The organism is Variovorax sp. PvP013 (assembly GCF_050435945.1).
GTDB lineage: Bacteria > Pseudomonadota > Gammaproteobacteria > Burkholderiales > Burkholderiaceae_C > Variovorax.
Genome location: NZ_JBNDLF010000016.1, coordinates 1 through 26,571 on the forward strand (window position 1 = coordinate 1; position 26,571 = coordinate 26,571).

Annotated in this window: 23 protein-coding genes; 10 read left to right on the plus strand and 13 right to left on the minus strand. The window is 70.6% G+C overall.

Annotation, left to right across the window (positions count from 1 at the left end):
• Positions 1-162 precede the first annotated feature (162 nt).
• The 3 genes from ABID77_RS21950 (at position 163) to ABID77_RS21960 (ending at position 3,390) form a co-directional block, all read left to right on the plus strand.
• Positions 163-678 carry an MOSC domain-containing protein gene (locus ABID77_RS21950; RefSeq protein WP_429600550.1) on the plus strand — a complete coding sequence of 172 codons (516 nt, stop codon included), beginning with the start codon at positions 163-165 and terminating at the stop codon, positions 676-678.
• A 492-nt stretch (positions 679-1,170) separates the two neighbouring features.
• Positions 1,171-2,238: an H-NS family nucleoid-associated regulatory protein gene (locus ABID77_RS21955; protein WP_429600551.1), complete on the plus strand. Its 1,068-nt coding sequence runs from the start codon at positions 1,171-1,173 to the stop codon at positions 2,236-2,238.
• Positions 2,239-2,454: 216 nt separating this feature from the next.
• Positions 2,455-3,390 carry a hypothetical protein gene (locus tag ABID77_RS21960; RefSeq protein ID WP_429600553.1) on the plus strand — a complete coding sequence of 312 codons (936 nt, stop codon included), beginning with the start codon at positions 2,455-2,457 and terminating at the stop codon, positions 3,388-3,390.
• Positions 3,391-3,498: 108 nt separating this feature from the next.
• Here the strand turns inward: ABID77_RS21960 and ABID77_RS21965 are convergent, their stop codons facing one another.
• The 4 genes from ABID77_RS21965 to ABID77_RS21980 all read right to left on the minus strand — a co-directional run bounded on the left by ABID77_RS21965 (position 3,499) and on the right by ABID77_RS21980 (position 10,043).
• Entirely contained in the window at positions 3,499-6,381 is a 2,883-nt protein-coding gene (locus ABID77_RS21965; RefSeq protein WP_429600554.1) for an Hsp70 family protein, read from the minus strand.
• Positions 6,350-8,224: an Hsp70 family protein gene (locus tag ABID77_RS21970; protein ID WP_429600556.1), complete on the minus strand. Its 1,875-nt coding sequence runs from the start codon at positions 8,222-8,224 to the stop codon at positions 6,350-6,352. Before ABID77_RS21970 ends, ABID77_RS21965 begins: the two co-directional genes overlap by 32 nt.
• Positions 8,221-8,838 carry a DUF2760 domain-containing protein gene (locus ABID77_RS21975; protein ID WP_429600558.1) on the minus strand — a complete coding sequence of 206 codons (618 nt, stop codon included), beginning with the start codon at positions 8,836-8,838 and terminating at the stop codon, positions 8,221-8,223. Before ABID77_RS21975 ends, ABID77_RS21970 begins: the two co-directional genes overlap by 4 nt.
• 179 nt (positions 8,839-9,017) lie before the next feature.
• Positions 9,018-10,043, minus strand: coding sequence for a lipid A deacylase LpxR family protein (locus ABID77_RS21980; protein WP_429600560.1), 1,026 nt, complete (start codon positions 10,041-10,043; stop codon positions 9,018-9,020).
• 407 nt (positions 10,044-10,450) lie between these two features.
• On the opposite strand from ABID77_RS21980, the gene ABID77_RS21985 reads away from it, so the two are divergent.
• The 4 genes from ABID77_RS21985 to ABID77_RS22000 all read left to right on the plus strand — a co-directional run bounded on the left by ABID77_RS21985 (position 10,451) and on the right by ABID77_RS22000 (position 14,336).
• The gene (locus tag ABID77_RS21985; RefSeq protein ID WP_429600562.1) at positions 10,451-11,365 is read left to right on the plus strand and encodes a dihydrodipicolinate synthase family protein; all 915 of its coding nucleotides are present in this window, start codon (positions 10,451-10,453) and stop codon (positions 11,363-11,365) included.
• Positions 11,366-11,396: 31 nt separating this feature from the next.
• The gene (locus ABID77_RS21990) at positions 11,397-12,011 is read left to right on the plus strand and encodes a TRAP transporter small permease (protein WP_429600563.1); all 615 of its coding nucleotides are present in this window, start codon (positions 11,397-11,399) and stop codon (positions 12,009-12,011) included.
• A 2-nt stretch (positions 12,012-12,013) separates the two neighbouring features.
• Positions 12,014-13,276 (plus strand): TRAP transporter large permease, encoded by a 1,263-nt coding sequence (locus tag ABID77_RS21995; RefSeq protein ID WP_429600564.1) that lies wholly within the window; start codon positions 12,014-12,016, stop codon positions 13,274-13,276.
• A gap of 61 nt (positions 13,277-13,337) precedes the next feature.
• Complete coding sequence (locus tag ABID77_RS22000; RefSeq protein ID WP_429600565.1) at positions 13,338-14,336, plus strand: TRAP transporter substrate-binding protein; 999 nt, start codon at positions 13,338-13,340, stop codon at positions 14,334-14,336.
• 18 nt (positions 14,337-14,354) lie between these two features.
• Here ABID77_RS22000 and pobA read toward each other — a convergent pair whose 3' ends face one another.
• Positions 14,355-15,530 (minus strand): 4-hydroxybenzoate 3-monooxygenase, encoded by a 1,176-nt coding sequence (gene pobA, locus ABID77_RS22005; protein WP_429600567.1) that lies wholly within the window; start codon positions 15,528-15,530, stop codon positions 14,355-14,357.
• A gap of 116 nt (positions 15,531-15,646) precedes the next feature.
• On the opposite strand from pobA, the gene ABID77_RS22010 reads away from it, so the two are divergent.
• On the plus strand, positions 15,647-16,417 hold the full coding sequence (locus ABID77_RS22010) for an IclR family transcriptional regulator domain-containing protein (protein ID WP_429600569.1): 771 nt from the start codon (positions 15,647-15,649) through the stop codon (positions 16,415-16,417).
• Between the two features lie 6 nt (positions 16,418-16,423).
• Here the strand turns inward: ABID77_RS22010 and ABID77_RS22015 are convergent, their stop codons facing one another.
• From ABID77_RS22015 to ABID77_RS22030, 4 genes are all read right to left on the minus strand, one after another.
• Positions 16,424-16,681 (minus strand): BrnA antitoxin family protein, encoded by a 258-nt coding sequence (locus ABID77_RS22015; protein WP_429600571.1) that lies wholly within the window; start codon positions 16,679-16,681, stop codon positions 16,424-16,426.
• Positions 16,668-16,940, minus strand: coding sequence for a BrnT family toxin (locus tag ABID77_RS22020; RefSeq protein WP_429600572.1), 273 nt, complete (start codon positions 16,938-16,940; stop codon positions 16,668-16,670). Before ABID77_RS22020 ends, ABID77_RS22015 begins: the two co-directional genes overlap by 14 nt.
• A gap of 143 nt (positions 16,941-17,083) precedes the next feature.
• Positions 17,084-17,875 carry a CHASE3 domain-containing protein gene (locus ABID77_RS22025; RefSeq protein ID WP_429600573.1) on the minus strand — a complete coding sequence of 264 codons (792 nt, stop codon included), beginning with the start codon at positions 17,873-17,875 and terminating at the stop codon, positions 17,084-17,086.
• Between the two features lie 133 nt (positions 17,876-18,008).
• Entirely contained in the window at positions 18,009-19,001 is a 993-nt protein-coding gene (locus tag ABID77_RS22030) for a tripartite tricarboxylate transporter substrate binding protein (RefSeq protein WP_429600575.1), read from the minus strand.
• 239 nt (positions 19,002-19,240) lie between these two features.
• On the opposite strand from ABID77_RS22030, the gene ABID77_RS22035 reads away from it, so the two are divergent.
• Positions 19,241-20,251: an aldo/keto reductase gene (locus ABID77_RS22035; protein ID WP_429600577.1), complete on the plus strand. Its 1,011-nt coding sequence runs from the start codon at positions 19,241-19,243 to the stop codon at positions 20,249-20,251.
• A 338-nt stretch (positions 20,252-20,589) separates the two neighbouring features.
• Positions 20,590-22,083, plus strand: coding sequence for a Fic family protein (locus tag ABID77_RS22040; RefSeq protein WP_429600578.1), 1,494 nt, complete (start codon positions 20,590-20,592; stop codon positions 22,081-22,083).
• A gap of 18 nt (positions 22,084-22,101) precedes the next feature.
• Here ABID77_RS22040 and ABID77_RS22045 read toward each other — a convergent pair whose 3' ends face one another.
• From ABID77_RS22045 to glxR, 4 genes are all read right to left on the minus strand, one after another.
• Complete coding sequence (locus ABID77_RS22045) at positions 22,102-23,220, minus strand: SMP-30/gluconolactonase/LRE family protein (RefSeq protein WP_429600580.1); 1,119 nt, start codon at positions 23,218-23,220, stop codon at positions 22,102-22,104.
• A 65-nt stretch (positions 23,221-23,285) separates the two neighbouring features.
• Positions 23,286-24,077: an HpcH/HpaI aldolase family protein gene (locus ABID77_RS22050; RefSeq protein ID WP_429600582.1), complete on the minus strand. Its 792-nt coding sequence runs from the start codon at positions 24,075-24,077 to the stop codon at positions 23,286-23,288.
• Positions 24,078-24,155: 78 nt separating this feature from the next.
• Positions 24,156-25,490, minus strand: a complete 1,335-nt coding sequence (gene gudD / locus ABID77_RS22055) for a glucarate dehydratase (protein ID WP_429600584.1) — start codon at positions 25,488-25,490, stop codon at positions 24,156-24,158.
• A gap of 34 nt (positions 25,491-25,524) precedes the next feature.
• The gene (gene glxR / locus ABID77_RS22060; protein WP_429600585.1) at positions 25,525-26,409 is read right to left on the minus strand and encodes a 2-hydroxy-3-oxopropionate reductase; all 885 of its coding nucleotides are present in this window, start codon (positions 26,407-26,409) and stop codon (positions 25,525-25,527) included.
• Positions 26,410-26,571: the final 162 nt, after the last annotated feature.

Sequence of the window (26,571 nt, forward strand, 5' to 3'; positions counted from 1 at the left end):
TGGGGTCCTGGGGTCCTGGGGTCCTGGGGTCCTGGGGTCCTGGGGTCCTGGGGTCCTGGGGTCCTGGGGTCCTGGGGTCCTGGGGTCCTGGGGTCGATCATTGAGCCGTTAGCCTATTTAGCGATCTCGGGATCGGGGAGTGCGAATGCCGACAATCACCCTATGGCAGACCTTCGTGAGCTCACGCGTCAGTTCCCTCGGCATGGCCGACTCGAGCGCATCCTGCTGCGTCCTGCCCGACGTCAGGCGATGCGCTCCGTCGGCGACACACGGGCCATCGCCGACCATGGTCTCGACGGGGACCGCAGCGCCCTCGCCCGACCTGGTGGGCGGCGGCAAGTCACGTTGATCCAGCAAGAGCACCTTCCGGTGATCGCATCGTTGATCGGCATGCCCGATGTCGCACCCGAACTGCTGCGTCGCAATCTGGTGATCTCGGGCCTCAATCTCGGCGCGGCCAAGTCGCTGTTCCAGGACCAGAACCTGCGATTGACGATCGGCGACGAAGTGATGATCGAAATCACCGGTCCGTGCGAGCCCTGTTCGCGGATGGAAGAAACGCTCGGCCCGGGCGGCTACAACGTCATGCGCGGACATGGCGGACGCACGGCGCGGATCGTCAGGGGCGGCATTCTGAGGGTGGGAGATGCCGTCGAGTGCCGGTGGGCAGCTTCCTGAAAGCTCTTTCGATCGATCGATATCCCCGCCGGCCGAGAAACCCGGAACGTCCGGACATGGATTCGAGATGCGCCGAATCTCTCGACATTCCGAGTCTCGAGAGCCGTTCATCCGGCAACTCGTCGGTGGACGAGAAGCTTCTTCCATTGAACGACCGACATGGCGGGCATGCAAAGACGCATCGATCGGGTCGTCGACGACCCCACTGCAAAAGAAGAGAAGAAGAGAGCCACCAATGCCGACACACGAGACGATGTCGATGCCATTGGCGGGACGCATCGCCCGCATCGGTCGGACCACGCGATGCCGGATGAGTCCCCAACGGTCCGACCACGACGAATCCAATGCGTCGACCCCGATCCGCATGGTGATCGCCAATAAGTCCCCGTCCTGAAACATCGGGACTTTCGCATCAATTCAAAGGCGAATTCGATCATCCCATCGCCGACGCGCATAGACTCGGCACCTTCGATCCATTCATCCAAGATGTCCATGACAAAAACCTATGCCCAACTCACGCGCGAAATCCAGGCCTTGCAGGCATCGGCCGAGAAGCTGCGCGCCGCTGAAGTCAAAGCCGTCATTGCCAAACTCAATGAATCGATCGCCGCATATGAATTGACGGCCGACGATCTCCATTTCCCCGGCTCGACCTCGTCCTCGGGAGGACGCCGCGCCGCGTCGGCGGCGACGTCGTCGTCACGCTCGGATGCATCGAAAGATGCCAAGTACAGCGACGGCCAAGGCAACACCTGGGGTGGACGCGGACCCCGTCCGGCGTGGCTGCGCCAGGCCATCTCGAACGGCAGGAGCCTCGAGAGCTTCGAGACGTCCGGCAAGGAGAGCCGCTTCGCCACCGCCGCCAGCGGCAATGCCAAGTCCCAGGCCGCCGCGTCGAAGGTCAAGCTGCCGCCGCTCTACGGCCATCCCAAGACCGGCCAGACCTGGAGCGGTCGGGGTCCGAAGCCCACGTGGCTCAAGCAAGGCCTCAAGAAGCGCGGCACGTCGATCGACGACTTCCTGATCTCCGCGTCCACCTCGGCACCGGCCGAAGCAGCGGCGCCGGTCGCCGCACCCGCACGACCGCAGAACGCACGCGCCAAGCCGGCGGCAGCGACCAAGAAGTCCCTGGCCGAAAAGGTCGCTGCACGCTCGAAGTCCTCTTCCGACGCTAAACCCGTCGCAGCGGCCAAGCCGGCATCGGCGGCGCCGGTGAAGAAGGCGGGCGTCGACGGCCAGGCCACCGGAAAGAGCGCTGCCCGACCGGCCGCCAAGAAGACCAAGGCCGCACCCGCGGCAGGCGCCGCGGCCGGCACGACCGCTGCCTCGGCACCCGCCAAGAAGGTGGCTGCGAAACCCGCCGCCGTGAAACCCGCCGCCGTGAAGCCGGCCGCCAAGCCGTCGGCCAAGACCGCCGGCGCGCCCCGGAAGAACCTGCCATCGTCGATGGCCCCGTCGGCCGATGCGGCTCCGACGCCGTCGACCGTGCCCGCCGCAGCGCCGATGCCGGCACCGCAGTCGGACTCCGTCGAAGGTCGCGGCGATACCGCCGGCGCCTGAACGAGTTCGCCGGCCGCCCGCGCCGGGCGGCCGGCCCTGGTCCGATGGACGGCCCCGCGCCGACGGGAGCGCGTGGCGGCAGCCGAGGAACGCGCCCGGATGCTTCCGAGAAATGCGGCCGGATCGTGAAATTGTTCGGCCAGCCGAATTCGATTCGCAACATTGCGTGCGAATTGAAGTGCCGCAATGCGTCAGGTGATCGATCATCCAGACAGGATGAAGATCGCACTCTGTACCCTGTTCGAAGGTCATTACCACTATGGCGTCGCCGCCCTGGTGAATTCCCTAGCGGCCTCGGGCTACGAGGGCACCGTCTGGGTCGGACACCGAGGTGCCCTGCCCTCGTGGATCCTCGATCATCCCGATTTCGACGCCGTCACAGGACGACTGCACGTCACGTCCGGACTGACTTTGAATGCGATCGAATTGGATCCGCCGATCAGTCTTAATTACTACAAACCGGCATTCATGCGCGAGATCTTCTCGACGCACGAGGCTGCCTGCGACGCGGTCGTCTATCTCGATCCGGACCTGGTCGTGAAATGCGCGTGGCGTGACATCGAGGGTTGGTTCGAGGAAGACGGCATCGTGTTGGTCGAGGACGTCCACGGGTCACTGCCATCGAATCATCCCAAGCGCCTGTTGTGGCGGCTCTACTTCGCCGGCCAGGGGGAAGTGCAGCGTCGCAGTCTCGAGCGCTACTACAACAGCGGCTTCGTGGGCGCGCGGCGCTCGCACCTGCATTGCATCCGGGCCTGGGAGCGCATCTGCGAACGCATCGTCGCGGAGGTCGGCGTCCACCGCAGGCAGCGCAAGGCCGGCAGCCCCGACGACCTCTTTCATTCCACCGACGAGGACGCGCTCAACGTCGCCCTCACGCTCAGCGACGTCCATCTGAACGCCTGCGGCCCGGAAGCGATGGATTTCGCGCCGGGCGGCCATCATCTCTCGCACGCCGTCGGCGCCGCCAAGCCGTGGCAAGGGCGGCACCTGCGCCGCGCGCTGCGGGGCCAGCCGCCGACGGTCGCGAGCTGCTGGTACTACCGCTTCGCCGAGGGGCCGCTGTCTCCCTTCTCCGCCCTGCGACTGGCACGGCGGCGCTTCTCGCTGGCGCTGGCGCTGGCGCTCGGACGGCTCTACCAGCGCATCTGAGCGTTCGGGACCGTCCGGCTGCGGCAGGCTTCCGGTCTCGCACGAAACGCGGAAGCGATCGATCCACCGACCGACCGACCGGTGGCCGGATCGAAGCCGATCAGCCGATCAGCCGATCAGCCGCAGACCCGGCGGCAGCGATTCGCCGAACACGCCCCGCTCCCCCGCTTCGTCGAGCACGACGACCTCGCGCACGCGCTCGCTCCACGCCGGCGGCGCGCGATGCGCCCGCAGCCGATCGACGACGCGCTCGCGCACCGCCGGTGGCAGGTCGCGCGCACGATCCCCGCTCAGGCGCGCCAGGTTGGCGGCCGCCGCGGCGGCGCCGTCGACGAGCGTCCAGTCGAGTGCCAGCACGGCGTCCAGCCAGGCCACGGCAGTGTCGACCGGCACCACGCCGTGCGCGCTGCCGTAGAGCGGTGAACGCGCGCCGATGCGGCCGACCGCCCACAGCGTCCAGGCGTCGCCGGCGTGCGCGCCGGACGCCGATGACAGTTCGCGCACGCGCCCGATCAGCCATTCGCCGATCTCCACCTTGTGCGCGACCGGAATGCGTTCGAGCGACGCGCCCAGGCGCACCATGTCGTCCCGGCCGCCAGCCACGCATCCGGGCGGGCGGTCGTGGATGCCGGCTTCCTCGGCCTGCAGGTTGAACGCGAAGTCCTGCAGCAGCCGCTCCTGGGCCGCGCCGTCCAGGCCGCCCGCGACCCGGCGCCAGAAGGTCCACCACTCGGCCTGCACCTGCCGGTCGCGGCCATGGCGCACGCCGGATTCGAAGGTCGGCCAGAGTTGCTCGATGCGCCAGCCGTCCAGCGGATCGCCGAAGCCGGGCCGCAGGCACCAGCCCGCCAGGCTCAGCCAGAGGCGCTCGTGGTCGGCCGAACGATGCCGTCCGCGCGCGCGCTGCCACAGGGCGTCGTAGAGCGGGCGCAGCAGCGCGGTCGGCCAGCGCTCGCGACCGCCGAGCAGGCTTTCGAGCCGGCCGCGCAGCTGCTTGACGTCGCGCGGTCCGACCGACCGGTCGCGCGCGCCGAAGACGCGTTCGATCGCCTCGACCGCCTCGGAGAACCGCGGCGGCAGGACGGACGCCGCCGCCGATGCGGGCGTCGCGTCGGTGCGCAGCTCGAAGGCCAGCTGCCAGCGACGCGACGGATCGTCGATGGCGATGCATTGCAGGTCGAGCGTACCGACCTCGGTCAGCGTGGCGGCCAGTTCGACCGGGATGTGACGCCGTCCGGCACCGTCGTCGGCGCGCACGACGGTGGCGACGGGCGGCAGCGGCCGGACCTCGCGCTCGCCCAGTTCGACCAGGTCGCCGGCCCGGGGCGCGGGTCGATCGCCGATGCCGTCGTCGGTGGTGGACACGAGGTCGAAGCGCACCGGCTCGCCCACGCGCAGTTCGAAGCTGCGGCCCTCCAGCCGGATCTCGCGACCCTCCTCGACGCCGCGCGGCAGCACGCAGACAGCGCGCGAGCGCGCATCGTCGAGCGGCAGGAAGTAGCTGCGCGGCGAGCCGCCGCCGATGCGGGGCGCCAGGCCGCGCCGGGCCAGTGCGTACGCCACGGCGCCGCGCGACACCGCCACGTCCGGATCGACGTTGTGCAGCGAATGCAGGGGTGCGCCGCGCCAGTCGCCCAGGGTGGCGTGCAGCCGGGCCGCGATCGCTTCGGAGCGGAACACGCCGCCGTTGAGCAGCAACGCGTCAGGCCGTCCGGCGGCCGCGTGCTGCGCCAGGAAACCGGCGACGTGGCGCGTGACGGCCGGATCGCTGGCGTAGGGCAGTCCGAAGGCGACCAGGCCGCCCGAGCGCTCGCGCCGAGGCCCCTCGTCGGCGCTCCCGCGCGGGAAGAAGCCGTCGACGACGATGCGCTCGACCTCCGCGCGTTCGAGCGTCGCCGAGCGCGCCGCGCCGATCAGCCGCGAGCCGGTGCCCAGCAACGTGACCTGCGCGCTGGCCGGCGCGTCGGCCGCCAGCAACCGCTCCTTGGCGTCCCGGCAGCGCTCGACCAGCTGCCCCAGCTGGCCGGCCGAGAGCCGCGCATCGGTCGCGCCGGGCAGCCGGGACTCCGCCAGGTGCGCCAGTGCCAGATCCATGTTGTCGCCCCCCAGCATCAGGTGGCGGCCGACGGCGATGCGCTCCAGGCGCGGCCGGGCGCCGTCCTCGTGGTCGACGCGCACCAGGCTCAGGTCGGTCGTGCCGCCGCCGACGTCGCACACCAGCACCAGCCGGGCGCCGGCCAACGCGTCGGAGAGGGCGTCGCGGTGGCGGAACAGCCAGTCGTACAGCGCGGCCTGCGGCTCCTCCAGCAGTCGCAACCGGGGCAGGCCGGCGTCGCGCGCGGCCTCCACGGTCAATGCGCGCGCGGCGTCGTCGAAGGAGGCCGGCACCGTCAGCACGACCTCCTGGTCCTCCAGCGGTGCGTCGGGATGGCGATGGTTCCATGCCGCGCGCAGGTGCGCGAGGTAGCTCGCGCTGGCCTGCACCGGCGAGACCCTGGGCACATCGTCGGCGGCGCCCCAGGGCAGGATCGGCGCCAGCCGGTCGACCGCGCCGTGCGAGAGCCAGCTCTTGGCGCTGGTCACCAGCCGGCCGGGCACCCGGGCGCCGAGCTGGCGCGCCAGGTGGCCGATGACGGACGGGGCGACCGGGTCGTTCCCGGCGGCGGCGCCGTCGCCCGGGCCGACCGCCGCTGCCGTCGTCCAGGGCAAGGTGAGATCGCCGCTCGCCAGTTCGCCCGGCGCCGGGTGGTAGCGCATCGACGGCAGGAGCGGTCGCGCCGCGACCTCGCCCGGCGCGACAAGCTGGTCGACGTCGAAGAGGCGAATGGCGTCCGGTCCGGCGGCGGCGTCCCGCGCGCTCGCGCAGGCGACGACGGTGTGCGTGGTGCCGAGGTCGATGCCGACGATCCAGGCGGCGCGCCGGCCCCCGGCGCCGGACGCCGTGCGCGGCCCGGACCGCTCAGGCGTTCGGCGAGCGCTCGCCGCGCACATCGAACTCGATCTTCCAGCGTTCGCCGCCTGTGCGCGGCACGGCCACCAGTTCCAGCGTGCCGGACTCGGTCACGCGAGCGGCCAGCCGCACCGGCACCACCTCGCCGGCCTGCCGGCCCTCGGTGGGCAGCGTGGCGGAGATGGGCGGGAGCTCCTGCATCTCGTCGGGGCTCCAGAAGCCCAGCAGCGTGCCGACGGTGTCCTGGCGCCGCACCGACGATGCGAAGAAGCGGAAGTCCACCGGCTCGCCCACCACCAGGCCGAGTTCGAGCCCCGGCAGGTCGGCCTCGGTGCCTTCCTCCATGCCGAAGGGCGCCAGGCACAGCGCCTCCACCGGCGGCTCCATGCCGGGCACGGCGGGCATCGACGACTCGACGCCGACGTAGTAGGCGAAGGCCGTGCCGCCGCGGATGCGCACGCCCCGGCCCTGGCGCACGTAGCCGTAGTAGGCGGCGCCGCGCGCCACCGCCAGGTCGAGGTCGGCGCCGGCCAGCAGCCGCGCCGGCGCCGCGCCCTCGGCGGCGAGCCAGCCGTCGAGCGTGCGCGACAGGCGATCGGCCAGCAGGCCCGACTTGAAGACGCCGCCGTTGAACAGCACGGCGGTCGGGTGCAGGAAGCTGGCGTCCGGCGCGCGGTCGCCGAAGCCCTCCAGCTCGGCCAGCGCGCCGCGCTGGCGGCCGAGGAAGGCCGCCAGGTGGCGCGTGACCGCCGCGTCCTGCGCATAGGGCAGGCCGAGCTGCGCGAGGCCGGCGCGCACCCGGCTGACCGGGCGCGCCGCCGCGTCGACCTGCGGGAAGAAGCCGTCGACGATGACCGCCGCGACCTCCTCGGCCGTCAGCTCGGTGCGGATCGAGCCGCCGATGAGCCGGCTGCCCCGACTGGGCACGACGATCGGCTGCGCATCGATCGGCCCGCCGTCGGCACCGGCCTCGCCGGCGGCGCCGAGCAGCCGTTCCTTGGCGGCGCGGCAGGCGTAGGTCAACGCGCGCAGCTGCCAGGCGTCGAGCGTGGTGCCGGCGGCGGCGAGCTTGCGCGCCACGCCGTGCGCCAGCGCCAGGTCCATGTTGTCGCCGCCCAGCAGGATGTGCTCGCCGACCGCCACGCGGTGCAGTTCGAGGTTGCCCTCGCGCTCCAGCACGGCGATGAGCGAGAAGTCGCTGGTGCCGCCGCCGACGTCGACCACCAGGATCACGTCGCCGGGGCGCACCTGCTCGCGCCAGCCGCCGGCGCTGGCCTCGATCCAGCTGTAGAGCGCCGACTGCGGCTCCTCCAGCAGGGTCAGCGAGCGACAGCCGGCGTTGCGGGCGGCCTCGACCGTGAGTTCGCGCGCGGCGGGGTCGAAGGACGCGGGGATCGTGACCGTCACGTCCTGCTCGGCGAAGGGCGCCTCGGGGTGCGCGTGGTCCCAGGCCTGGCGGACGTGGTCGAGGTAGCGCGTGGAGGCGTCGAGCGGCGACACGCGCGCGACTTCCGGCGGCGCGTCGTGCGGCAGGATCGCCGCGCGGCGGTCGACGCCGGGGTGGCACAGCCAGCTCTTGGCGCTGGAGACCAGGCGGATCGGCGTCGTGGCGCCGCGCGCGCGGGCCAGTTCGCCCACCACCCGGGTGCCCTCGGCCGCCCAGGGCAGCGCCAGATCGCCGGGCGCGAGCTCGTCGACGTGCGGCAGGTAGAGGAAGGACGGCAGCAGCGGCAGCGCCTCGACGGCGCCGGGCGCGGTCAGCTGCGGGATCGGCAGGGTGCCGTGGACCGTGGCCTCGCCGTCGCTGCCGGCGATGTCGACCCAGGCCAGCGCGCTGTGCGTGGTGCCGAGGTCGATGCCGATCGAATAGCGCGGGCCGCTCACAGCTCGACCTCGGCGGGGGCGACGATGCGCGCGTCGTGCTGCTCGGCCAGGCGCGGCAGGCGCACCTCGGTGGCGCGCCAGCCGCGGTGGGCGAGCTGGCCGCTGAAAGGCGGCTGACCGACCACGTTGCCGGTCACGCGCACGGCGGCGGCGTCGAAGCCCGGCTGCAGCGTGACGCGGGCGCCTTCGGCTTCGTCGCGCACCGGCACCAGCGTGAAGTGCTCGCGCAGCACGCGCGCGCAGCCTTCGTGCACCAGGCGCGCGGCGGCGCCGATCTGGGCGTCTGCATAGCCGGCGAGGTCCTCGCCGACGAAGTCGATCAGGCGGGCGTCGCGCTGCAGCAGGGCGAGCAGTTGCAGGGCGGCATCGGGGCCGTTCTCCTTGAGCACGGGGGCGGGCGGCGGGGCCTTGGCGACCACCGGCGCAGGCGCCGGAGCGGCGACCGGTGCGGGTGCGGGCGCCGCCGGCGCGACGGCGCCGTCGCGCAACGCGGCATAGCGCGCGGCCAGGCCGCCGTTGGCCATCAGGCTGAAGAGGGCGCCGAAGGCGAGCGGGATGCGGCGCAGCAGCGAGAGCTGGGCGCCGTCGGAGGAGGAGGATTGCGGGCTGTTCATTCGTTGCTCCAGGACGGCCGCTCGGGCGGCCGTCTGTCGGGGTGGCCGATGCCCGGATCGAGGCGCGGGCGCGGGGTGCGGCGCCGGGCCGGAAAAACGGGATCGCCGGGGATGGGATGCGGCGCCGCAGTGTAAGTGAGGCCCGCAAGTCGACCGCGTCCTGCGGATGTCGCGACCGGCTATTCGAACCGGGTCAGGTACGTGAGCGAACCGAACATCTGCCGAGCGCTGCCCGAGACCAGCGGATCGGTCGTGCGCACGGAGAAGGTCAGCGACGACTTCGCCCAGCCGTAGGCCAAGCCGACCGTGCCGGCCGTGCGCTCGCGGCGCAGGCGGGCCTCGTCGCCGAGTCCCGTGTGGTTCAGGACACGGTCGGCCGACACCCCCGCGAAGACGAACCAGCCCGGCCCGACGACGAAGGGGTCGACGCTGTAGCCGTTGACCACCGCCGCCGGGAAGCTGCGCGACAGGCCGGTGCCGTAGCGCACCAGCAGGCTGGCGCCGACCGTGCTCTCCAGGTTGCCCAGCGCGCCGCCGGCCTGGACGATGGCGTCGGCACCCGCCGCTCCGGCCGACGGCGCCGTCGCGAAACGCCAGGCCCGTGCCCGCTCCAGGCCGATCAGCGGGCGGTTGGAGACCTGCGTGTCCCAGCCCTGCGGCGCGGTCGAGCCCGTCAGGCGGTGGATGGCGCGCTGCACCTGCTCCGCGCCGGAAGCCGGCCCGATCAGGCCCAGGCTGACGGCGGCGACGTCGGCCACGTCGTCGTGGCGCGCCACCTGCGCCGAGCGGAAGACCAGGAAGCCGGCGTAGGGCGCGTCGGTCGGATCGGGCACGCGGCGGGCGATGTCCTTGGGCGTCACGATGCCCTGACCGAACGAGGCCGCCGTCAGCGTCGCATGGGTCAACCCCAGCAGCGACGCGACCGGGCCGACCAGCACCCCCGGCGCGATGCGTTCCTCGCCGGGCGAGGCGACGCGCAGGCTGGAGAGATAGATGCCGTTGGTGTAGCCGCCGCCGTCGCGACCCAGGAAGAGGTCGTTCTGGAACAGCAGCGCGCCGTAGCGCTCCTCGGCCAGGACCGGCGTCGCCAGTCCCAGGAGGTTCAGGCAGACCAGCGCGTGCAGCGCGCCGATGCGGATGCGGGGGCCGCCGTGTCGGGCCGATGACCGGATGCGGGCGGGCGGAAGTTCGGTCGAAGCATTCATTCGTTCACGCGATGAAAGATGTCTTTTTGTGAACGCGCGAGCGTAACGCCACGGCCGCGGCCGGGCATGCGGGGGGACATCGGGGAGTTCGGTACTGCCCCGCCCAGACGTCGCCGGCGCTTCCGGACGGCCATCCGGGTGCATGGCGTGCTTCATCGCGGTGCCCCGGGCCGCTCCGTGCAGGCCGGCCGCACGCGTCCACGACACGCGGCACGCCGCCGCGCTCCAGGAGCATCGCCGGCTCCGGCGTCCGTGGTCGCTCGCTCGCGCCAAGCACGGCACGACCTGGCACGCAATCTGCTAATACCCTCAAAGGATATTTCAAATATCTCATTAATATATTTACCAGCGGGTCGCGGAAGCGGTCCGGCATCCATCCACCGTCCCTTCCGTCCCAGGAGAACCCCATGACCCCACCCCGCTGGCAAGGCATCTTCCCCGCCATCACCACCAAGTTCCACCCCGACGAGCGCATCGACGCCGAGGGCACCGCGCGCCACATCGACTTCCAGATCCGCAACGGCATCCACGGCCTGGTCACCTGCGGCTCCCTGGGCGAGGCGAGCACCCTCTCCCTCGAGGAGAAGCTCACCGTCGCCAAAATCGCCCTGGAAGCCGCCGACGGCCGCATCCCCGTGCTCGCCAACGTCTCGGAGACCCGCACCACCGAGGCCCTGCGCTACATCGAGGGCGCCAACGCCCTGGGCGTGGCCGGCTTCATGGTCATGCCCTCGGTCATCTACGTGGCCGACGCGCGAGAAGCCATGCTCAACGTGCGCACCATGGCCGAGGCCGCCCAGCGGCCCGTCATGGTCTACAACAACCCCGTGGCCTACCGCGTCGACCTCAAGCCCGAGCACATGCTCGCGCTGGCCGACTGCGAGTGGATCGTCGCCGTCAAGGAGAGCACCGACGACGTGCGGCGCATCACCGACCTCCGCAACCTCCTGGGTGACCGCTACCAGATCTTCTGCGGCGTGGACGACCTCGCCTACGAGGCGCTCGCGCTCGGCGCGGACGGCCTGCTCGCCGGGGTGGGCTGCGCCTTCCCGCGCGAGACCGTCGCGCTCTACGACCTGATGAAGGAGGGCCGCTTCGCCGAGGCGCTCTCGCTCTACCGGTGGATGACCCCGATGCTGCACCTGGACGTCTCCACCAAGCTGGTGCAGAACCTGAAGCTCATCGACCTGCTCGTGGGCGTGGGCACCGAGCACATGCGCCGGCCCCGCCTGCCCCTGGTCGGCGAGGAGCGCGCGTTCATCGAAGGCGTGGTGAAGAAGGCGCTGGACACCCGGCCGGCGCAATACCGCTCGGTCGACTGACGCCCTGCGCCAACCGACGGAACCCGCCGCCATGTCCGCACCCGCCCACGGCGCCTCGCGCCTCGCCCGTGTCCTGCTCGACGTCTCCGACGTCATCCTGCGCTGCGAACGCCACCTGCTCACCGGACTGATGGGCGGCCTCGTCGCCCTGATCCTGCTGAACGTGGCGACGCGCTACGGCGGCGTGCCGCTCTACTGGGTGGACGAGGCCTCGGTGTACGTGGTGGTCTGGCTGACCTTCATCGGCGCCTCGGCCATGACGCGGCTGCGCATGGACTTCGCGGTGACGCTCCTGACCGACCACATCGGCGAGCGGGCCGCGCGCGTGGCCAAGGCCTGTGCCTCGCTCGGCGTGGTGGTGCTGGGCCTGGCGCTGCTGGCGATGTGCTGGGTCTGGATGGACCCGGTGGGCATCGCGCGCCACGGCTTCGACGCCAAGGACTTCGCCGCCGAGTCCTTCAACTTCCTCTACACCGAACGCACGCAGACGCTCGAATGGCCGGTGTGGGCGATCCAGCTGATCCTGCCGCTGTTCGCCCTCACGCTGAGCGTGCACGCGCTGGCCAACCTCGTCGAGGACCTCGGCCTGCAGCCCCGGCGCACGCATCCCGAGTTCGGTATCTCCAACGCCGACGCGGTGAACTGATCATGCTGACCTCCGGTTTCTTCCTGCTGATCATGCTGGTGGGCGTGCCCATCGGCGCCTGCCTGTGCCTGGCGGGCATCGTCTACATCCTCGACGCCGGCGCGCCGGTGCTGTTCCAGTCGTATCCGCTGCAGATGTTCGCGGGCGTCGACAGCTACGGGCTGATCGCCATCCCGCTGTTCATCCTGATCGGCGAGATCATGAACGGCGGGGGCATCACGCAGCGGCTGGTGGACATGACGCTGGCATTCATCGGCTCGGTCAAGGGCGGCCTCGCCTACGTGAACATCCTGGCCAACATGCTGGTGTCCTCGATCATCGGCTCGGCCACCGCGCAGGTGGCGATCATGAGCCAGATCATGGTGCCGGAGATGGAGCGGAAGGGCTACGACAAGACCTTCGCCGCCGGCCTCACGGTCTACGGCGGCATGCTCGGGCCGATCATCCCGCCGTCGGTGATGTTCGTCGTCTACAGCGTGCTGGCGCAGGTCGCCGTGGGCGACATGCTGATCGCCGGCATCCTGCCGGGCATCGTGCTCACGGCGCTGTTCTTCGTCGTGATCGCCCTGATGGGCTTCATCTACGACTACCCGCGCACCGAGCGGCGCACGCTGCGCCAACGGGTGCGCACGGTCGTCACCTCGTGCCCGACACTGCTGATCCCGCTGGTCATCGTCGGCTCGATCCTCACCGGCTTCGCCAACCCGACCGAGGCGGCTGCCGTGGGCGCGCTGGCCGCGGCGCTGGTGGGCCGCTACGTGACCAAGGAATTCAGCTTCCGCACCATGCCGGCGATCCTGCTGAAGTCGGCGATCTACTCGGCCGTGGTGCTGTTCCTGGTCGCGGCGGCGGCCGTGTTCTCGTGGCTGCTGATCTACGGCAAGGTGCCGCAGGCCACCGCCGCCTGGATCCAGACCGTCGCCAAGGACCCGGTGAGCTTCCTGCTGCTGACCAACCTGATCCTGTTGGTCATCGGCACCGTGATTGACGGCATCCCCGGACTGATCATGACGGTGCCGATCCTGCTGCCGATCGCCACCGAGATCTACGGCGTCGACCCGCGCCACTTCGGCGTCGTGGTGGTCGTCAACCTGGTGCTGGGGCTGATGACGCCGCCGGTGGGCCTGAGCTTCTTCGTCGCCGCCGCCGTCACCGGGGCCAAGCCGGGAAAGATGTTCATCGTCACCCTGCCCTTCTTCCTCATCTGCTGCCTGGCGCTGGTGCTGCTGTCGATCTTCCCGAGCCTGTCGCTGGCCCTGCTCTGAGCGCGTCCCGCCGCCCCTTTCCTTACCCTTTTCGTCATCCCATCCACCGGAGCCTCGCACCATGACCCTCTCCCGCCGCCATTTCGTCCAGGCCGCCACCGCCGGACTCGCCGCCTCGTCCGCCGTCTTCGCGCCCCGCGTGCGCGCGGCGGCGGCCAGGGAGTTCCGTCTGGGGCTCATCACGCCGGCCGGGCATTCGTGGAACCGCGCCGCCCTGGCTTTCGGCGAGTCGCTCAGGAAAGCCAGCGACGGCCGCATGACCGTCACGGTGTTCCATTCGGGCCAGCTGGGCAACGAGTCGGCCATGATGCAGCAGCTGCAGTCGGGCGCCCTCGACATGGGCTGGATCCAGGCGGCGGAACTGGGCTCGCGCGTCGCGAGCGTGGCGGCCATCAACGCGCCCTACCTGGTGCGCTCGACCACCAACGTCGCCTCGCTGGTGCGCACGCCCGCTGCCTTGAAGCTGCTCGAGGTGCTGCCGCGCGAGACCGGCACCATCGGTCTGGGCTGGGGCATCACCGGCATGCGCGTGGTCTTCGCCACCAAGCCGATCGCCTCGCCGACCGACCTGAAGGGCATGAAGCTGCGCATCAACCCGACGCCGGTCTATCGCGACTTCTATTCGATGCTCGGCGCCGCGCCGACGCCGATCCCGACGCCGGCGGTGTTCGACGCCATGTCCAACGGCCAGGTCGACGGCCTGGAGGCCGACATCGAGTTCTCCTGGAACGCGCGCTTCGACAAGGTCTCGAAGGTCATGCTGCCGATGAACGCGCTGTTCATGCCCTTCGCGCCGCTGGTGTCGGGCCGCGTCTGGCAGACGCTCGACGCCAAGGACAAGGCGCTCATCACCGACCTGGTCAAGCAGTCGCTCGACGCCCAGATCCGCGACATCGTGACGACCGAGCTGGGCCTGATCGACAAGTTCAAGGCCACCGGCTTCCCGATCCGCACCGACGCCGGCTACGACCCGGCGCCGATCATCGCGCAGTTCGACAAGCTCTGGCTGCCCAAGGCACCGGCGATCGCCGAGCTGCGCAAGATCGGCGCCACGCTGTAGGGGCCGCGCGCCGCCGCGTCACGCCAGCGGCAGCCCTACGTAGTTCTCCGCCAGCGCCGTCGCCGCCGCCCGCGACCCCACGAGGTAGCCGAGTTCGGCCTCCTGCATGCGCTGGCCGAACTCGCCGGTCTCCGGGAACCGGTGCATGAGCGAGGTGAACCACCACGAGAAACGCTCGGCGCGCCACACCCGGCGCAGGCAGCGCTGCGAATAGCCGTCGATGCCCGCGGCGCTGGACTCGCCGTAGAACTCGCGCAGCGCCTGGAACAGGAAGCCGACGTCCGACGCCGCCAAGTTGAGGCCCTTGGCGCCGGTCGGCGGCACGATGTGGGCGGCGTCGCCGGCCAGGAACAGACGCCCGAAGCGCATCGGCTCGGTCACCGAGCTGCGCAGGGGCGCGATGCTCTTCTCGATCGACGGCCCGGTGACCAGCGCCTCGCGCGCCTCGGGGTCGAGCCGCGCGCGCAGTTCGGTCCAGAACGCCTCGTCGCTCCAGCGCGCCGCGTCGGTGTCCGAGGGCACCTGCAGGTAGTAGCGGCTGCGCGTGGCGCTGCGCATGCTGCACAGGGCGAAGCCGCGCGGCGTGTGGGCGTAGATCAGCTCGTGCGACACCGGCGGCGTGTCCGACAGCACGCCCAGCCAGCCGAAGGGATAGACCTTCTCGTAGGTCTTCAGAGCGTCCGGCGGCACGCTGCGCCGGCTCGCGCCGTGGAAGCCGTCGCAGCCGGCGATGAAGTCGCAGTGCAGCACCTGCGCGACGCCGTCCTTCGTGAAGCGCACCTCCGGCGTCGTGCCGTCGAAGCCGTGCAGGGCGACGTCGGCCGCCCCGTAGACCGTGACCCGGCCGGCGGCGGCGCGGGCGGTCATCAGGTCGCGCGTCACCTCGGTCTGGCCGTACACCGTGACGCGGCTGCCGCCGGTGAGCGCGTGCAGGTCGATGCGGTGGCGCCGGCCCTCGAACAGCAGCTCGATGCCGTCGTGCGGCAGGCCGTCGCGGTGCGCCGGGCCACCGACGCCGGCCTGGTCGAGCAGGTCCAGCGTGGTCTGCTCCAGCACGCCGGCGCGGATGCGGCCGAGCACGTAGTCCGCGCTCTGGCGCTCGAGGATGACGTTGTCGATGCCGGCGGTGTGGAGCAGCTGGCCGAGCAGCAGGCCCGCGGGGCCGGCGCCGATGATCGCGACCTGGGTGCGCATGGGATGAGTCTCCGTCGTTGGGAAGGAACCCCGACCTTAGGCGCGCCGCCCGGGCGATGCACGCCACCGCTCGGGGTTTTGCGCGATCACCGGAGCGCTTGCGCGATGATCGCGCAATGACCATCTCCCCCGCCGATCTCATCGCCGGCATGGCCAAGGGCATGGCGGTGCTGGAGAGCTTCGACACGCAGCGCCAGCGCCTGAACGCCACGTTGGCGGCCCAGCGCGCCGGCATCACGCGCGCCGCCGCGCGCCGGCACCTGCTCACGCTCGCCCACCTGGGCTACCTGGAGACCGACGGCGGTCACTTCTGGCTCTCGGCCAAGGTGCTGCGCTTCTCCGGCAGCTACCTGGCGTCGGCCCGGCTGCCGCGCGTGGTGCAGCCGGCCCTCAACCACCTCGCCGCGCTGACGGGCGAGTCGTTCTCGGTCGTCGTGCTCGACGGCCACGAGGTCGTGATCGTGGCGCGCAGCGGCCTGCCCGGCCCGGCCGGCCGCGTCACGGCCTACGGCCTGCACCTGGGCGCGCGGCTGCCGGCCCACGCCACCTCGACCGGCCGCGTCCTGCTCGCGGCCCTGCCGCGCGAGGCCTTCCGCGCCTGGTGCGACGGCGTCACGCTGGCGCGCCTGACCGCCCGCACGCCGACCCGCGTCGCCGACCTGCGGCGCGACCTCGTCCAGGCCCGGCGGCAGGACTGGTTCCTGGCCAGCGAGAGCCACGAGATCGGCGTCCACGCCCTGGCCGTGCCCTTGCGCGATCCGCAGGGGCGGACCGTCGCCGCACTCAACGTCGTCGCCGGCGCCGCGCCGTCCGACATCGACCGCTGGCGGGACCGCCTGCTGCCGCCCCTGCAGGACGCGGCGCGGGACCTGCGCGCGCTGCTGTGACGCGCCTCAGCCCCGGTCCTGGGACAGGGAACGGACGTAGCTTTCCAGCACGGCGTTCATGCGGGTCTGGTAGCCCTTGCCCTGAGCCTTGAAACTGTCGAGGACGGATTGCCTGATGCGCAGGGTCACCGCCCGGGTCGGGTCGGGCTCGATCTTCCGGGCGTTCTTCCAGAACGTCTCGTCGAGCACGGGGATCTCGTCGTGGTCGATCCGGTCGTCGGTGCGAGCGACCAGTTCGGCGAGCCGTTTCTTACTGATGGTCATCGAAGCGCTTCCTTTCCCGGTGGCTGGCGAGTCGTGCGGAGATGATGCGGGTGCTGCCCTGCCGATCGGTGTGGACCACCACGACCGCGACGAGCCGATGGATCAAGCCGATGCTGACGGTGCGTGTTTCTCCGTAATCGGAACGGTCGTCCGTCCATGAAAGCCGAGTGCCTTCGAAGATCAGGCTCGCTTCCTCGAAGCTGATGCCGTGCTTGCGAAGATTGCTCTCGCTCTTCTTCCGATCCCATTCGAACTTCATTGTATGTACATTCCGTACATACAAATGTAGGGTGGGAGATTCTTCAGGTCCATGGGACGGGTCCGAATCGAACCTGAGCCAGTTCGGTCCTGGCTCGCCAGCGCTGGCCATGGTCATTCACATGGACTGCGACCCTGCTTTCCTCAGGACTTGCTCAGCTGCTTCGCCGCCGCCAGCGCCGCCTTCAGGTTCGCCGCCGCGCGGCGCTTGCGCAGCTTGACCAGCAGCAGCGCCAGTCCCACGCGCGTGCAGACCGACATGAGCGCGATCAGCAGGCCGACGCGGATCACGTCGCGCTCGCGTTCCTGGGCGACGCTCTGGCGCTCCTGCAGCAGCGTGCGCTCGGCCGTGCCGACCAGGTCGACCTCGCGGCGCACGTCGTCCATCAGGTCCTTGCCGACGCCGCTGCCGATGTCGGCGGCGGCGACCCGGAAGCCCGACGTGCGACGCAGCACGATGGTGCGGCCGAGCTCGGCGAGCTTGTCGTCCACCAGCGTCTCCAGGCGGCCGATGCGGATCGACTGCGTCTCGCTCTCCGAGGTCAGTTCGCGCAGACGCGCCAGGGTCGGCGCCAGGGCCGTCACGGCCGTCACGTACGGCGTCAGGTAGCTGTCGTCGCCGGTGATGACGAAACCGCGCTGGCCGGTCTCGGCGTCCTGCAGCGAGATGAAGAGCTGGTTGAGCGTGGCGAGCACCTGGTGCGTCTGCTCGATGCGCTCGCGGCCGACGGCGATCTCGGTGTGCAGGTTGTGCGACAGGTAGGCCCCCACCAGGATCACCACCGTCATCGGCACCGACGAGACCACCGACCACAGCACGACGCGTCGTGGCGGCACGGGCAGGCGCCAGCCGGGCCGCATCGACATGAGCGCCGGGCGCCGCCAGCGCGGCCACCATGGCGGTCGCTCGGGCTTGACGTTGGAGAGGGTGGCCATGGCGTGGGGTCGATCGGGCGCTGCGAGGAGAATGCCCGATGGTGAGAGCGCGCCTCCCGTGGCCGCGCCAGCCGCGCGCGTCACGCGACGTAGGTGCTTCCGCCCATGCGCCGTGTCGGCGCCGGTACCCCGCTCAGTCGGCCTTGACGCCGGCCGTGCGGATGACGGTCGCCCACTTGGCCGTCTCCGCCGCGATGAAGGCGTCGAACTCCTTCGGCGTGCTGCCGGCCGGGAAGGTGCCCATGGCGTCGAGCCTGGCGCGCGTCTCGTCGCTGCGGATGATGGCGGCGATCTCCTCGGACATGCGCCGCACGATTTCCGGCGGCGTGCCCGCCGGCGCCAGCATGCCGGCCCAGGTGCTGCCGGTGAAGCCCGCGAAACCCTGCTCGATGAAGGTCGGCACCTCGGGCACCGCCGTCAGACGCCGCTCGCCGGCCACGCCGATCAGCCGGATCTTGCCGGCGCGCGCCTGCGGGATCAGCCCCGTCGGCGCATCCAGGAACAGCTGGATCTGCCCGCCCATCAGGTCGGTCAGCGCGGGCACGGCGCCGCGGTAGGGGATGTGGGTCATGTACGTCTTCGTCAGCGACTTCCACAGTTCGGTCGTCAGGTGCGCCGCCGAGCCGTTGCCCGACGAGCCGAAACTGACCTTGCCGGGGTTCGCGCGCGCGTAGTCGATCAGTTCGCGCCCGGTCTTGAAGGGCGCGTCGTTGTTGACCGCCGCCAGCAGCGGCGACACGCCCATGAGCGATACGCCGATCAGGTCCTTCTTCGGGTCGTAGGGCAGCTTCGCGTAGAGCGTCGTGTTGGCCGCGTAGGCCGCGATGACGACGCCGAAGGTCGTGCCGTCCGGCGCCGCCTTGGCGACGGCGTCGACGCCGATGAGGCCGTTGGCGCCGGGACGGTTGTCGATCACCACCGGCTGCCCCAGGCGCTGCTGCAGGCCGATCTGCACCAGGCGCGCCATCTGGTCGGTGAAGCCGCCCGGCGTGTAGGGCACGACGATGCGGATCGGCCGCGACGGCCAGGCGCCCTGGGCGAAGGACGGCGCGGCCAGCGTGGCGGCGGCGGCGCAGGTGGCGAGGTCGAGGGCGAAGCGGCGGCGGGACGGCGAGAGGGGCAGCATGCGGACGGGGTCTCCTGGGAGGAATGGACCATTCTGGGTGCCGGCCGCGCCACCGCTCCTCGGGGTTTGCCCCCCGAGCGGGGAACCTGCGCGACAGGCCCGGCCGGGCAGGGTCGGCCGGTGCTGCCTATGATGGATCGGGCACCGGCGCGGCCCCGGCCACACAGATCCCCACGCGACGCCGCCGTCGCCTGCGCTGCGACCCTTCCCTCCTCCCCAACGCCTTCGAGGAACCTGCCATGACCCTCCCCACCACCCGCCTCGGCCGCACCGGCCTGACCGTCTCGCGCCTCGCGCTGGGCACCATGACCTTCGGCCTGCAGACCGACGAGGCGGTCTCGCACCGCATCCTCGACACCGCCGCCGACGCCGGCATCGATTTCCTCGACACCGCCGACGTCTATCCGCTGGGCGGCACGCTGGAGACCATCGGCCGCACCGAGGAGATCATCGGCCGCTGGCTCAAGGCGCGCGGCCCGGCGGCGCGGGGCGACTTCGTCGTCGCGACCAAGGCGGTCGGCAAGGTCGGCCCCCGCGCCTGGGACCAGGGCGCCTCGCGCAAGCACCTGCTCGACGCCATCGACCGCTCGCTCGCGCGCCTGCAGACCGACCACGTCGACCTCTACCAGTTGCACAGCGACGACCGCGAGACGCCGCTGGACGAGACCATCGAGGCGATGGACGTGATCGTGAAGTCGGGCCGCGCGCGCTATGTCGGCGTGTCCAACTACCTGGCCTACCGCCTGGCGCGCGCGCTGGGCCGGGCCGACGTGCTGCGGCTGACGCGCTTCGTCTCGGTCCAGCCGCGCTACAGCCTGCTGTTCCGCGAGATCGAGCGCGAGCTGCTGCCGCTGGCCGTCGAGGAAGGCCTGGGCGTGATCCCCTACAACCCGCTCGCCGGCGGCCTGCTCACCGGCAAGTACCGGGGCGGCGCCGCGCCCGAGGCCGGCACGCGTTTCACGCTCGGCACCGCCGGCGGCATGTACCAGTCGCGCTACTGGAAGGATCGCGAGTTCGAGACCGTGGAACGCCTGCAGGCCCTGGCCGACGAGGCCGGCGTGCCGCTGGCCACGCTGGCGGTCGCCTGGGTGATGGCCAATCCCGCCATCACGGCGCCGCTGCTGGGCGCGAGCCGGCCGGAGCAGCTCGCCGCCACCGTGGCCGCCGCCGAGTACCGGATCGACGCTGACCTGAAGCAGAAACTCGACGAGGTGAGCGCCGACTACCGCAAGGGCGACGCGACGCGTTGAGCGCTCATATGCACCGGAAGTGTGCATTTTTGTCCCCGCAAACCGGGGACAAGCATGTGGACAAAGTTGTGGGTTGTGGCTGGAATCGTTGCTGGGCGTGGCTTCCAGCACGGTGCCCACCAACTAGGCACACCCTCAGGCTTCGCGCACTGCGTGTCGCTTCGCCCACCCCCTCGCCGGGGGCGACACCAGAGGCCCGGCGGAGCCGGTTCCTCGGTGTCCTCGGCGCTGGGGTGTGACGGTTTGGCAGTTTTAAGTCGATGTGACGCTGCGGAAACTGACAGAAAAATGAAGGTGAGAGCCTAGGCTGACAAAAAAATGAGGGTTCTGACAAAAAAATGAGGTCCGTCGGCTACATGTTCGTGCGGGAGGTGTTGCAGCTGCCGGTGTTCGCACCTGCCCGGCCGGCCACCGTGCGCCCGGTGACGCGGCTGGAACGCAGTGCCGATGCGCTGGCGGTGCCGGCCCATGTCGCGCCGTCGACCGACGACCCGTTGGCGCACCTGCTCTTCGCCATCAAGCACGAGGGCGTCGACCTGCAGATCCTGGCCAAGGCCCTGCCCTGCATGTCGCCCGAGGTCATGCATGCGGAACTGCGGTCGGCACCCAACGGCCAGTACATCCGCGTCGCATGTCATCTCTGGGAGCTGTTCACGGGCGTGTTGCTCGGCGAGCGTCCGGAGATCACGGCGCGGTACGTCGACCTCTTCGATCCGACGCGCTACGTCACCGGACCTTCGCGTCGCGATGCGCGATGGCGGGTGAATTTCAACGGCCTGGGGTCGCCCCGCTACTGCGTGACCGTCGAGCGCACGCCGGCCCTGGAAGCCACGATGGCCTCGGACATCCTGGGGCGCGCCCGCGCCTTCGTCGAAGGCCTGGCGCCGGACATGATGGACCGCGCGCTGTCCTGGGCCTACCTTCACGAGACCGAGGACAGCTACGCCATCGAACGCGAGGCGCCCACCGAGGACAAGGCCCGGGCCTTCATCGCCCTGCTCAAGCAGGCGCACGAAGGACGCTCGCTCGACGAGAACTATCTGGTCGAGCTGCAGTCGTCGATCGTCTCCAATCCCTTCGACAAGGCCGTGCAGTTCCGCGCCGAGCAGAACTGGCTGCGCGGCGCGGCGCGCGGTGCGGCCGGGGTCTCGCACGTGCCGCCCCCGCCCGGCGACGTGCCGGCGCTGATGGACGACTGGATGGCGTTCGCCAACACGGCACCCCGGACGATGGATCCGGTGCTGGCGGCCAGCATCACGTCCTTCGGCTTCGTCTACATCCATCCCTTCATGGACGGCAACGGCCGGCTGTCGCGCTTCCTGTTCCACAAGGCGCTGTGCGCTTCCGGCCAGCTCGCCGAGGGACTGCTGCTGCCGGTGTCGGTAGCGATGAAGCGCCACGAGGGCGACTACCTCGCGACGCTCCAGGCCTTCTCGCGGCCCGCGCGCGAACTGGTGCGGGTCACGGCGATCGACGCCGACGACTTCCGCTTCGACTTCAAGTCGGACGACACGATCTACCGCTACTGGGACGCCACGCGCTGCGCCGAGTTCGGCTTCCGCATGGCCGAACTCGCGCTCGACGTCGAACTGCGCCAGGAGACGGCCTACCTGGCGCACTTCGACGCCGTGCACCGGGCGATCGACGCGCGCTTCGACGTGCGCGGCTCGGTGCTGGCCACGCTGATCGCCATCGGCCTGCAAGCCGGCGGCACGATCTCGAAGACCAAGCGTGCCCGCTACGCCGCCGTCGTTCCGGCGGCGGTGTTCGATGCGATCGAGACGGAGATCCGCCGAGTGCTGGAAGCCACCGACGCCACCGAAGGCGACTGACGCCCGGGGCCGTGATCCTCAGACCGCCCCGTGCGCCTCCACGTACAGCGCGTAGAGCGAGTGGCAGCTGGCCATGTAGAGCCGATTGCGCTTGGGGCCGCCGAACTCCAGGTTGGGGCAGCGCTCGGGCAGGCTGATGAAGCCGATCGGCTTGCCCTGCGGGTTGAAGACCTTGACGCCGTCCATCTCGGCGGACTTGGCCGTCGGCAGATGGGCCTTCATGCCGCCGCCGATGTCGGTCGCCTCGGGCGCGAAGGCGCCGGTGAATCCCCAGCCGCACCACAGGTTGCCGTCGCGGTCGACGCGGAAGCCGTCGAGCGCGCCGGGGCCATCGGCGTCGATGAGCTTGGTCTTGTTCGACACGCTCGCGCCGTCGGCGGCGACGTCGTAGCTCCAGATGCTGCGGTTCGGCGTGCCCTTCCACTCGACCACGTAGAGCTTCCTCTCGTCGGGCGAGAAGGCCAGGCCGTTGGGGTTCACCAGGTCGGTGATGACCGCCGTCACCTTGCCGTCGGTGGCGATGCGGTAGACGTTGGTGGTGGCCTGCTCGGGCGTGGCGCGCGAGCCTTCCCATTCGCCGTTGATGCCGAAGGTCGGGTCGGTGAACCAGAGGGTGTCGTCCGAGCGCACCACGATGTCGTTGGGCGCGTTCAGGCGCTTGCCCTCGAAGCTGTCGGCCAGCACGGTCATCTTGCCGTCGCGCTCGGTACGCACCACGCGGCGCGTGACCGAGTGCTCGCAGGAGATCAGGCGGCCCTGGCGGTCGCGCGTGTTGCCGTTGGTGTAGTTGACGTTGGTCTTGTGGACGGAGAACCTGCCGGTCTTCTCGTCGTACTTCATGAGACGGTTGTTGGGGATGTCGCTCAACAGCAGGTACCCGTGCTCCGGGAAGTACACCGGTCCCTCGGCCCAACGCATGCCCGAACCCAGCTGCTCGACCGTGCTGCTGTAGATGCGGTACTTGGCGAAGCTCGGGTCGAGGATGAAGACGCGCGGGTCGGGGTAGCGCTGGTTGGGCTGGAAGTCGAAGGACTGGGCGCCGGCCATGCCGCCGAGCGCGGCGAGACCGGTGCCGGCGGCGGTCTTCAGGAACCGGCGGCGGGGTTCGGATGGGGTCGGCAGGATCGTTCTTCTCATGGCTTTGTCTCCTCGTCGTTGATTCTTCTCGGGATCGGCGGCGTCCCGGCCGCGCCGCCGTCCGCTCAGTAGGTGCCGGTGGCCGGCGGCGGTGCCTGGGTGGCGCGCATCTTCGAGACGATCTGCTGGGCACCGGCGGCCATCAGGCGCGCGTCCGAGCTCACGGTGGTGAACTGGAAACCCTTGGCGATGCGCGCCATGGCGCCCTCGGGCGTGCCGTTGTGGATGCCCGCGACCAGGCCGTGGGCCTTGGCGCGCTCCAGGATGTGGTCGATCGCCTCCTGCGCCTTCGGATCGACGTCGTCGAACACCGGCCGGCAGCCCAGCGCCAGCGAGAGGTCGGACGGGCCGATGTAGATGGCGTCCAGGCCCTCGACCGACAGGATGGCGTCGAGGTTGTCGAGCGCCTGGGCGGTCTCGATCATGGCGAAGGTGACGATGGTGTCGTTGGCGTGCTGCGGGTAGTCGGCGCCGCCGTAGAGGAAGGCGCGGATCGGGCCGAAGCTGCGCGTGCCGCGCGGCGCGTAGTGCGACCAAGCGACGAGCTTCTGGGCGTCCTCGCGCGTGTTGATCATCGGGCAGATGACGCCGTAGGCACCGGCATCGAGCGTCTTCATGATGATGCCCGGCTCCAGCCACGGCACGCGCACCACGGGCACGGTGTCGGTGGTGGAGATGGCCTGGAGCATCGGCACCATCGCCTGGTAGTCGACCACGCCGTGCTGCAGGTCGATGGTCAGCGAATCCCAGCCCTGGTGGGCCATGGTCTCGGCCGAGAAGCTGTTGGGGATGGCGAGCCAGCCGTTGATGGCCGCGCCGCCGGATTGCCACAAGGTGCGAAGGCGGTTTTCTCTCATGGGACGTTCCTGTCTCTGTGGGGATGTGTGAAGGTCCCGATCTTGACGCACGCGGCGCCCGGCCGCGTACTTTTCGCCTCAGCGATCCAGCGCCGGCCGCTTGGCGTCGAACTTCCAGTTGGGCGACAGGAACTGCATGGCCATCGCGTCGTCGCGTGCGCCCAGGCCGTGCTGCAGGTAGAGCTGGTGGGCCTTCTCGACCTCCGCCATGTCGAGTTCCACGCCCAGGCCCGGCTTCTTCGGCACCTGCACGTGGCCCTCCACGATCTGCAGCGGTTCCTTGGTCAGGCGCTGGCCGTCCTGCCAGATCCAGTGCGTGTCGATGGCCGTGACGCGCCCGGGCGCGGCCGCGCCCACGTGCGTGAACATCGCCAGCGAGACGTCGAAGTGGTTGTTGGAATGGCTGCCCCAGGTCAGGCCCCAGTCGCGACACGTCTGCGCCACGCGCACCGAGCCGGCCATGGTCCAGAAGTGCGGGTCGGCCAGCGGGATGTCCACCGACTGCAGCGACAGCGCGTGCGTGAGCTGGCGCCAGTCGGTGGCGATCATGTTGGTCGCCGTGGGCAGGCCGGTGGCGCGGCGGAACTCGGCCATCACCTCGCGGCCGGAGAAGCCGTCCTCGGCGCCGCACGGGTCCTCGGCATAGGCGACCACGCCGCGCATGCGCTGGCCCAGGCGGATCGCGTCCTTGAGCAGCCAGCCGCCGTTGGGGTCGAGCGTGACGCGCGCCTCGGGGAAGCGCTCGTGCAGCGCGACGATGGCATCGACCTCCTCGTCGCCGCGCAGCACGCCGCCCTTGAGCTTGAAGTCGTTGAAGCCGTACTTCGCGCGCGCCGCCTCGGCCAGCGCGACGATCGCCTCGGGCGTCATGGCCTTCTCGTGGCGCAGGCGGAACCAGTCGTTCTCCGCGTCCGCGTCGGTGACGTAGGGCAGGTCGGTCCTGGCCTTGTCGCCGACGTAGAAGAGATAACCGAGCATCTCCACCGACTCGCGCTGCTGGCCCTCGCCGAGCAGCGCGGCCACCGGCACGCCCAGGTGCTGACCCAGCAGGTCGAGCAGCGCCGACTCGATGGCCGTTACGGCGTGGATGGTGGTGCGCAGGTCGAAGGTCTGCAGGCCGCGCCCGCCGCTGTCGCGGTCGGCGAACTTGCGCTGCACCTCCTGCACCAGGCGCTGCTGGGAGCCCAAGGGCTGGCCGACGACGAGCGGCGTCGCGTCCTCCAGCGTCTGGCGGATCTTCTCGCCGCCGGGCACCTCGCCCACGCCGGTGCGCCCGGCGCTGTCGGTCAGGATCAGGATGTTGCGGGTGAAGAACGGACCGTGCGCGCCGCTCAGGTTGAGCAGCATGCTGTCGCGTCCGGCGACGGGGATCACGCGCAGCGCGGTGATGACGGGGGTGTCGTTGATCGGCATGGAGACGCTTTCTCGGAGGCGTTTGGTGAAGGGATCAGCCGGCGGCGATGTCGTGGTTGGCCATCAGCTCCAGCGCCTTGACGAGCGCCGAGTGGTCGAGCTGGTCCCAGCCGTTGGCCGCGCAGGCGCCCATGAGCTGGGCCGCGCCGGCGGTCTGCGGCAGCGCCACGCCGATGGCCTTGGCGCCGGCCAGCGCCAGGTTCAGGTCCTTCTGGTGCAGCCCGATGCGGAAGCCCGGGTTGAAGGTGCGCTTGATCATGCGTTCGCCGTGCACCTCCAGGATGCGGCTGGAGGCGAAGCCGCCCATCAGCGCCTGGCGCACCTTGGCCGGATCGGCGCCGGCCTTGCTGGCGAACAGCAGCGCCTCGCCCACGGCGGCGATGTTGAGCGCCACGATGATCTGGTTGGCGACCTTGGTGGTCTGGCCGTCGCCGACGCCGCCGACGTGGGTGATGTTCTTGCCCATCAGCTCGAACAGCGGCTTGGCCCTGGCGAAGGCCTCCTCGGTGCCGCCGACCATGATGGTCAGGCTGGCGGCCTTGGCGCCGACCTCGCCGCCGGAGACCGGCGCGTCGAGGTAGTCGCAGCCCAGGTCGGCGATCTTCTTCGCGAAGGCCTTGGTCTCGATGGGCGAGATGCTGCTCATGTCCACGACCGTCTTGCCGGCCGAGAGGCCCTCGGCCACGCCGTCGGCGCCGAAGAGCACGGACTCGACGTCGGGGGTGTCGGGCACCATCAGGATGACGAGATCGGCCTGCTGCGCGACCTCGCGCGCGGTGCCGAGCGCCTTCGCGCTGCTGGCGGCAATGTCGGCGTTGACCTTGGCGCGCTGGACGTAGAACAGCTCGTGGCCGGCGTTGACGAGGTGCAGCGCCATGGGCGCGCCCATGATGCCCAGGCCGATGAAACCGATCTTCATTGGGGTGTCTCCTTGCAGATGGATGGATGGGGTCGCGGCGGGAATCGCCTCAGGCGAGCGTATAGGACGTCTTGACGGTCGTGAAGAACTCCTGGGCGTACCTGCCCTGCTCCCTGGGCCCGTAGCTCGAGCCCTTGCGCCCGCCGAAGGGCACGTGGTAGT

Bases quoted from the DNA above. Each gene is read 5' to 3' on its own strand.
- ABID77_RS22040 (WP_429600578.1), top strand. From the start codon at position 20,590: ATGAGGTCCGTCGGCTACATGTTCGTGCGGGAGGTGTTGCAGCTGCCG.
- ABID77_RS21985 (WP_429600562.1), top strand. From the start codon at position 10,451: ATGACCCCACCCCGCTGGCAAGGCATCTTCCCCGCCATCACCACCAAG.
- ABID77_RS22000 (WP_429600565.1), top strand. From the start codon at position 13,338: ATGACCCTCTCCCGCCGCCATTTCGTCCAGGCCGCCACCGCCGGACTC.
- ABID77_RS21960 (WP_429600553.1), top strand. From the start codon at position 2,455: ATGAAGATCGCACTCTGTACCCTGTTCGAAGGTCATTACCACTATGGC.
- ABID77_RS21965 (WP_429600554.1), bottom strand. From the start codon at position 6,381: ATGTGCGCGGCGAGCGCTCGCCGAACGCCTGAGCGGTCCGGGCCGCGC.
- ABID77_RS22020 (WP_429600572.1), bottom strand. From the start codon at position 16,940: ATGAAGTTCGAATGGGATCGGAAGAAGAGCGAGAGCAATCTTCGCAAG.
- ABID77_RS22010 (WP_429600569.1), top strand. From the start codon at position 15,647: ATGACCATCTCCCCCGCCGATCTCATCGCCGGCATGGCCAAGGGCATG.
- ABID77_RS21995 (WP_429600564.1), top strand. From the start codon at position 12,014: ATGCTGACCTCCGGTTTCTTCCTGCTGATCATGCTGGTGGGCGTGCCC.
- ABID77_RS21975 (WP_429600558.1), bottom strand. From the start codon at position 8,838: ATGAACAGCCCGCAATCCTCCTCCTCCGACGGCGCCCAGCTCTCGCTG.
- ABID77_RS21990 (WP_429600563.1), top strand. From the start codon at position 11,397: ATGTCCGCACCCGCCCACGGCGCCTCGCGCCTCGCCCGTGTCCTGCTC.
- ABID77_RS21955 (WP_429600551.1), top strand. From the start codon at position 1,171: ATGACAAAAACCTATGCCCAACTCACGCGCGAAATCCAGGCCTTGCAG.
- glxR (WP_429600585.1), bottom strand. From the start codon at position 26,409: ATGAAGATCGGTTTCATCGGCCTGGGCATCATGGGCGCGCCCATGGCG.
- gudD (WP_429600584.1), bottom strand. From the start codon at position 25,490: ATGCCGATCAACGACACCCCCGTCATCACCGCGCTGCGCGTGATCCCC.
- ABID77_RS22030 (WP_429600575.1), bottom strand. From the start codon at position 19,001: ATGCTGCCCCTCTCGCCGTCCCGCCGCCGCTTCGCCCTCGACCTCGCC.
- ABID77_RS21950 (WP_429600550.1), top strand. From the start codon at position 163: ATGGCAGACCTTCGTGAGCTCACGCGTCAGTTCCCTCGGCATGGCCGA.
- ABID77_RS22015 (WP_429600571.1), bottom strand. From the start codon at position 16,681: ATGACCATCAGTAAGAAACGGCTCGCCGAACTGGTCGCTCGCACCGAC.
- pobA (WP_429600567.1), bottom strand. From the start codon at position 15,530: ATGCGCACCCAGGTCGCGATCATCGGCGCCGGCCCCGCGGGCCTGCTG.
- ABID77_RS22035 (WP_429600577.1), top strand. From the start codon at position 19,241: ATGACCCTCCCCACCACCCGCCTCGGCCGCACCGGCCTGACCGTCTCG.
- ABID77_RS21980 (WP_429600560.1), bottom strand. From the start codon at position 10,043: ATGAATGCTTCGACCGAACTTCCGCCCGCCCGCATCCGGTCATCGGCC.
- ABID77_RS22045 (WP_429600580.1), bottom strand. From the start codon at position 23,220: ATGAGAAGAACGATCCTGCCGACCCCATCCGAACCCCGCCGCCGGTTC.
- ABID77_RS22025 (WP_429600573.1), bottom strand. From the start codon at position 17,875: ATGGCCACCCTCTCCAACGTCAAGCCCGAGCGACCGCCATGGTGGCCG.
- ABID77_RS22050 (WP_429600582.1), bottom strand. From the start codon at position 24,077: ATGAGAGAAAACCGCCTTCGCACCTTGTGGCAATCCGGCGGCGCGGCC.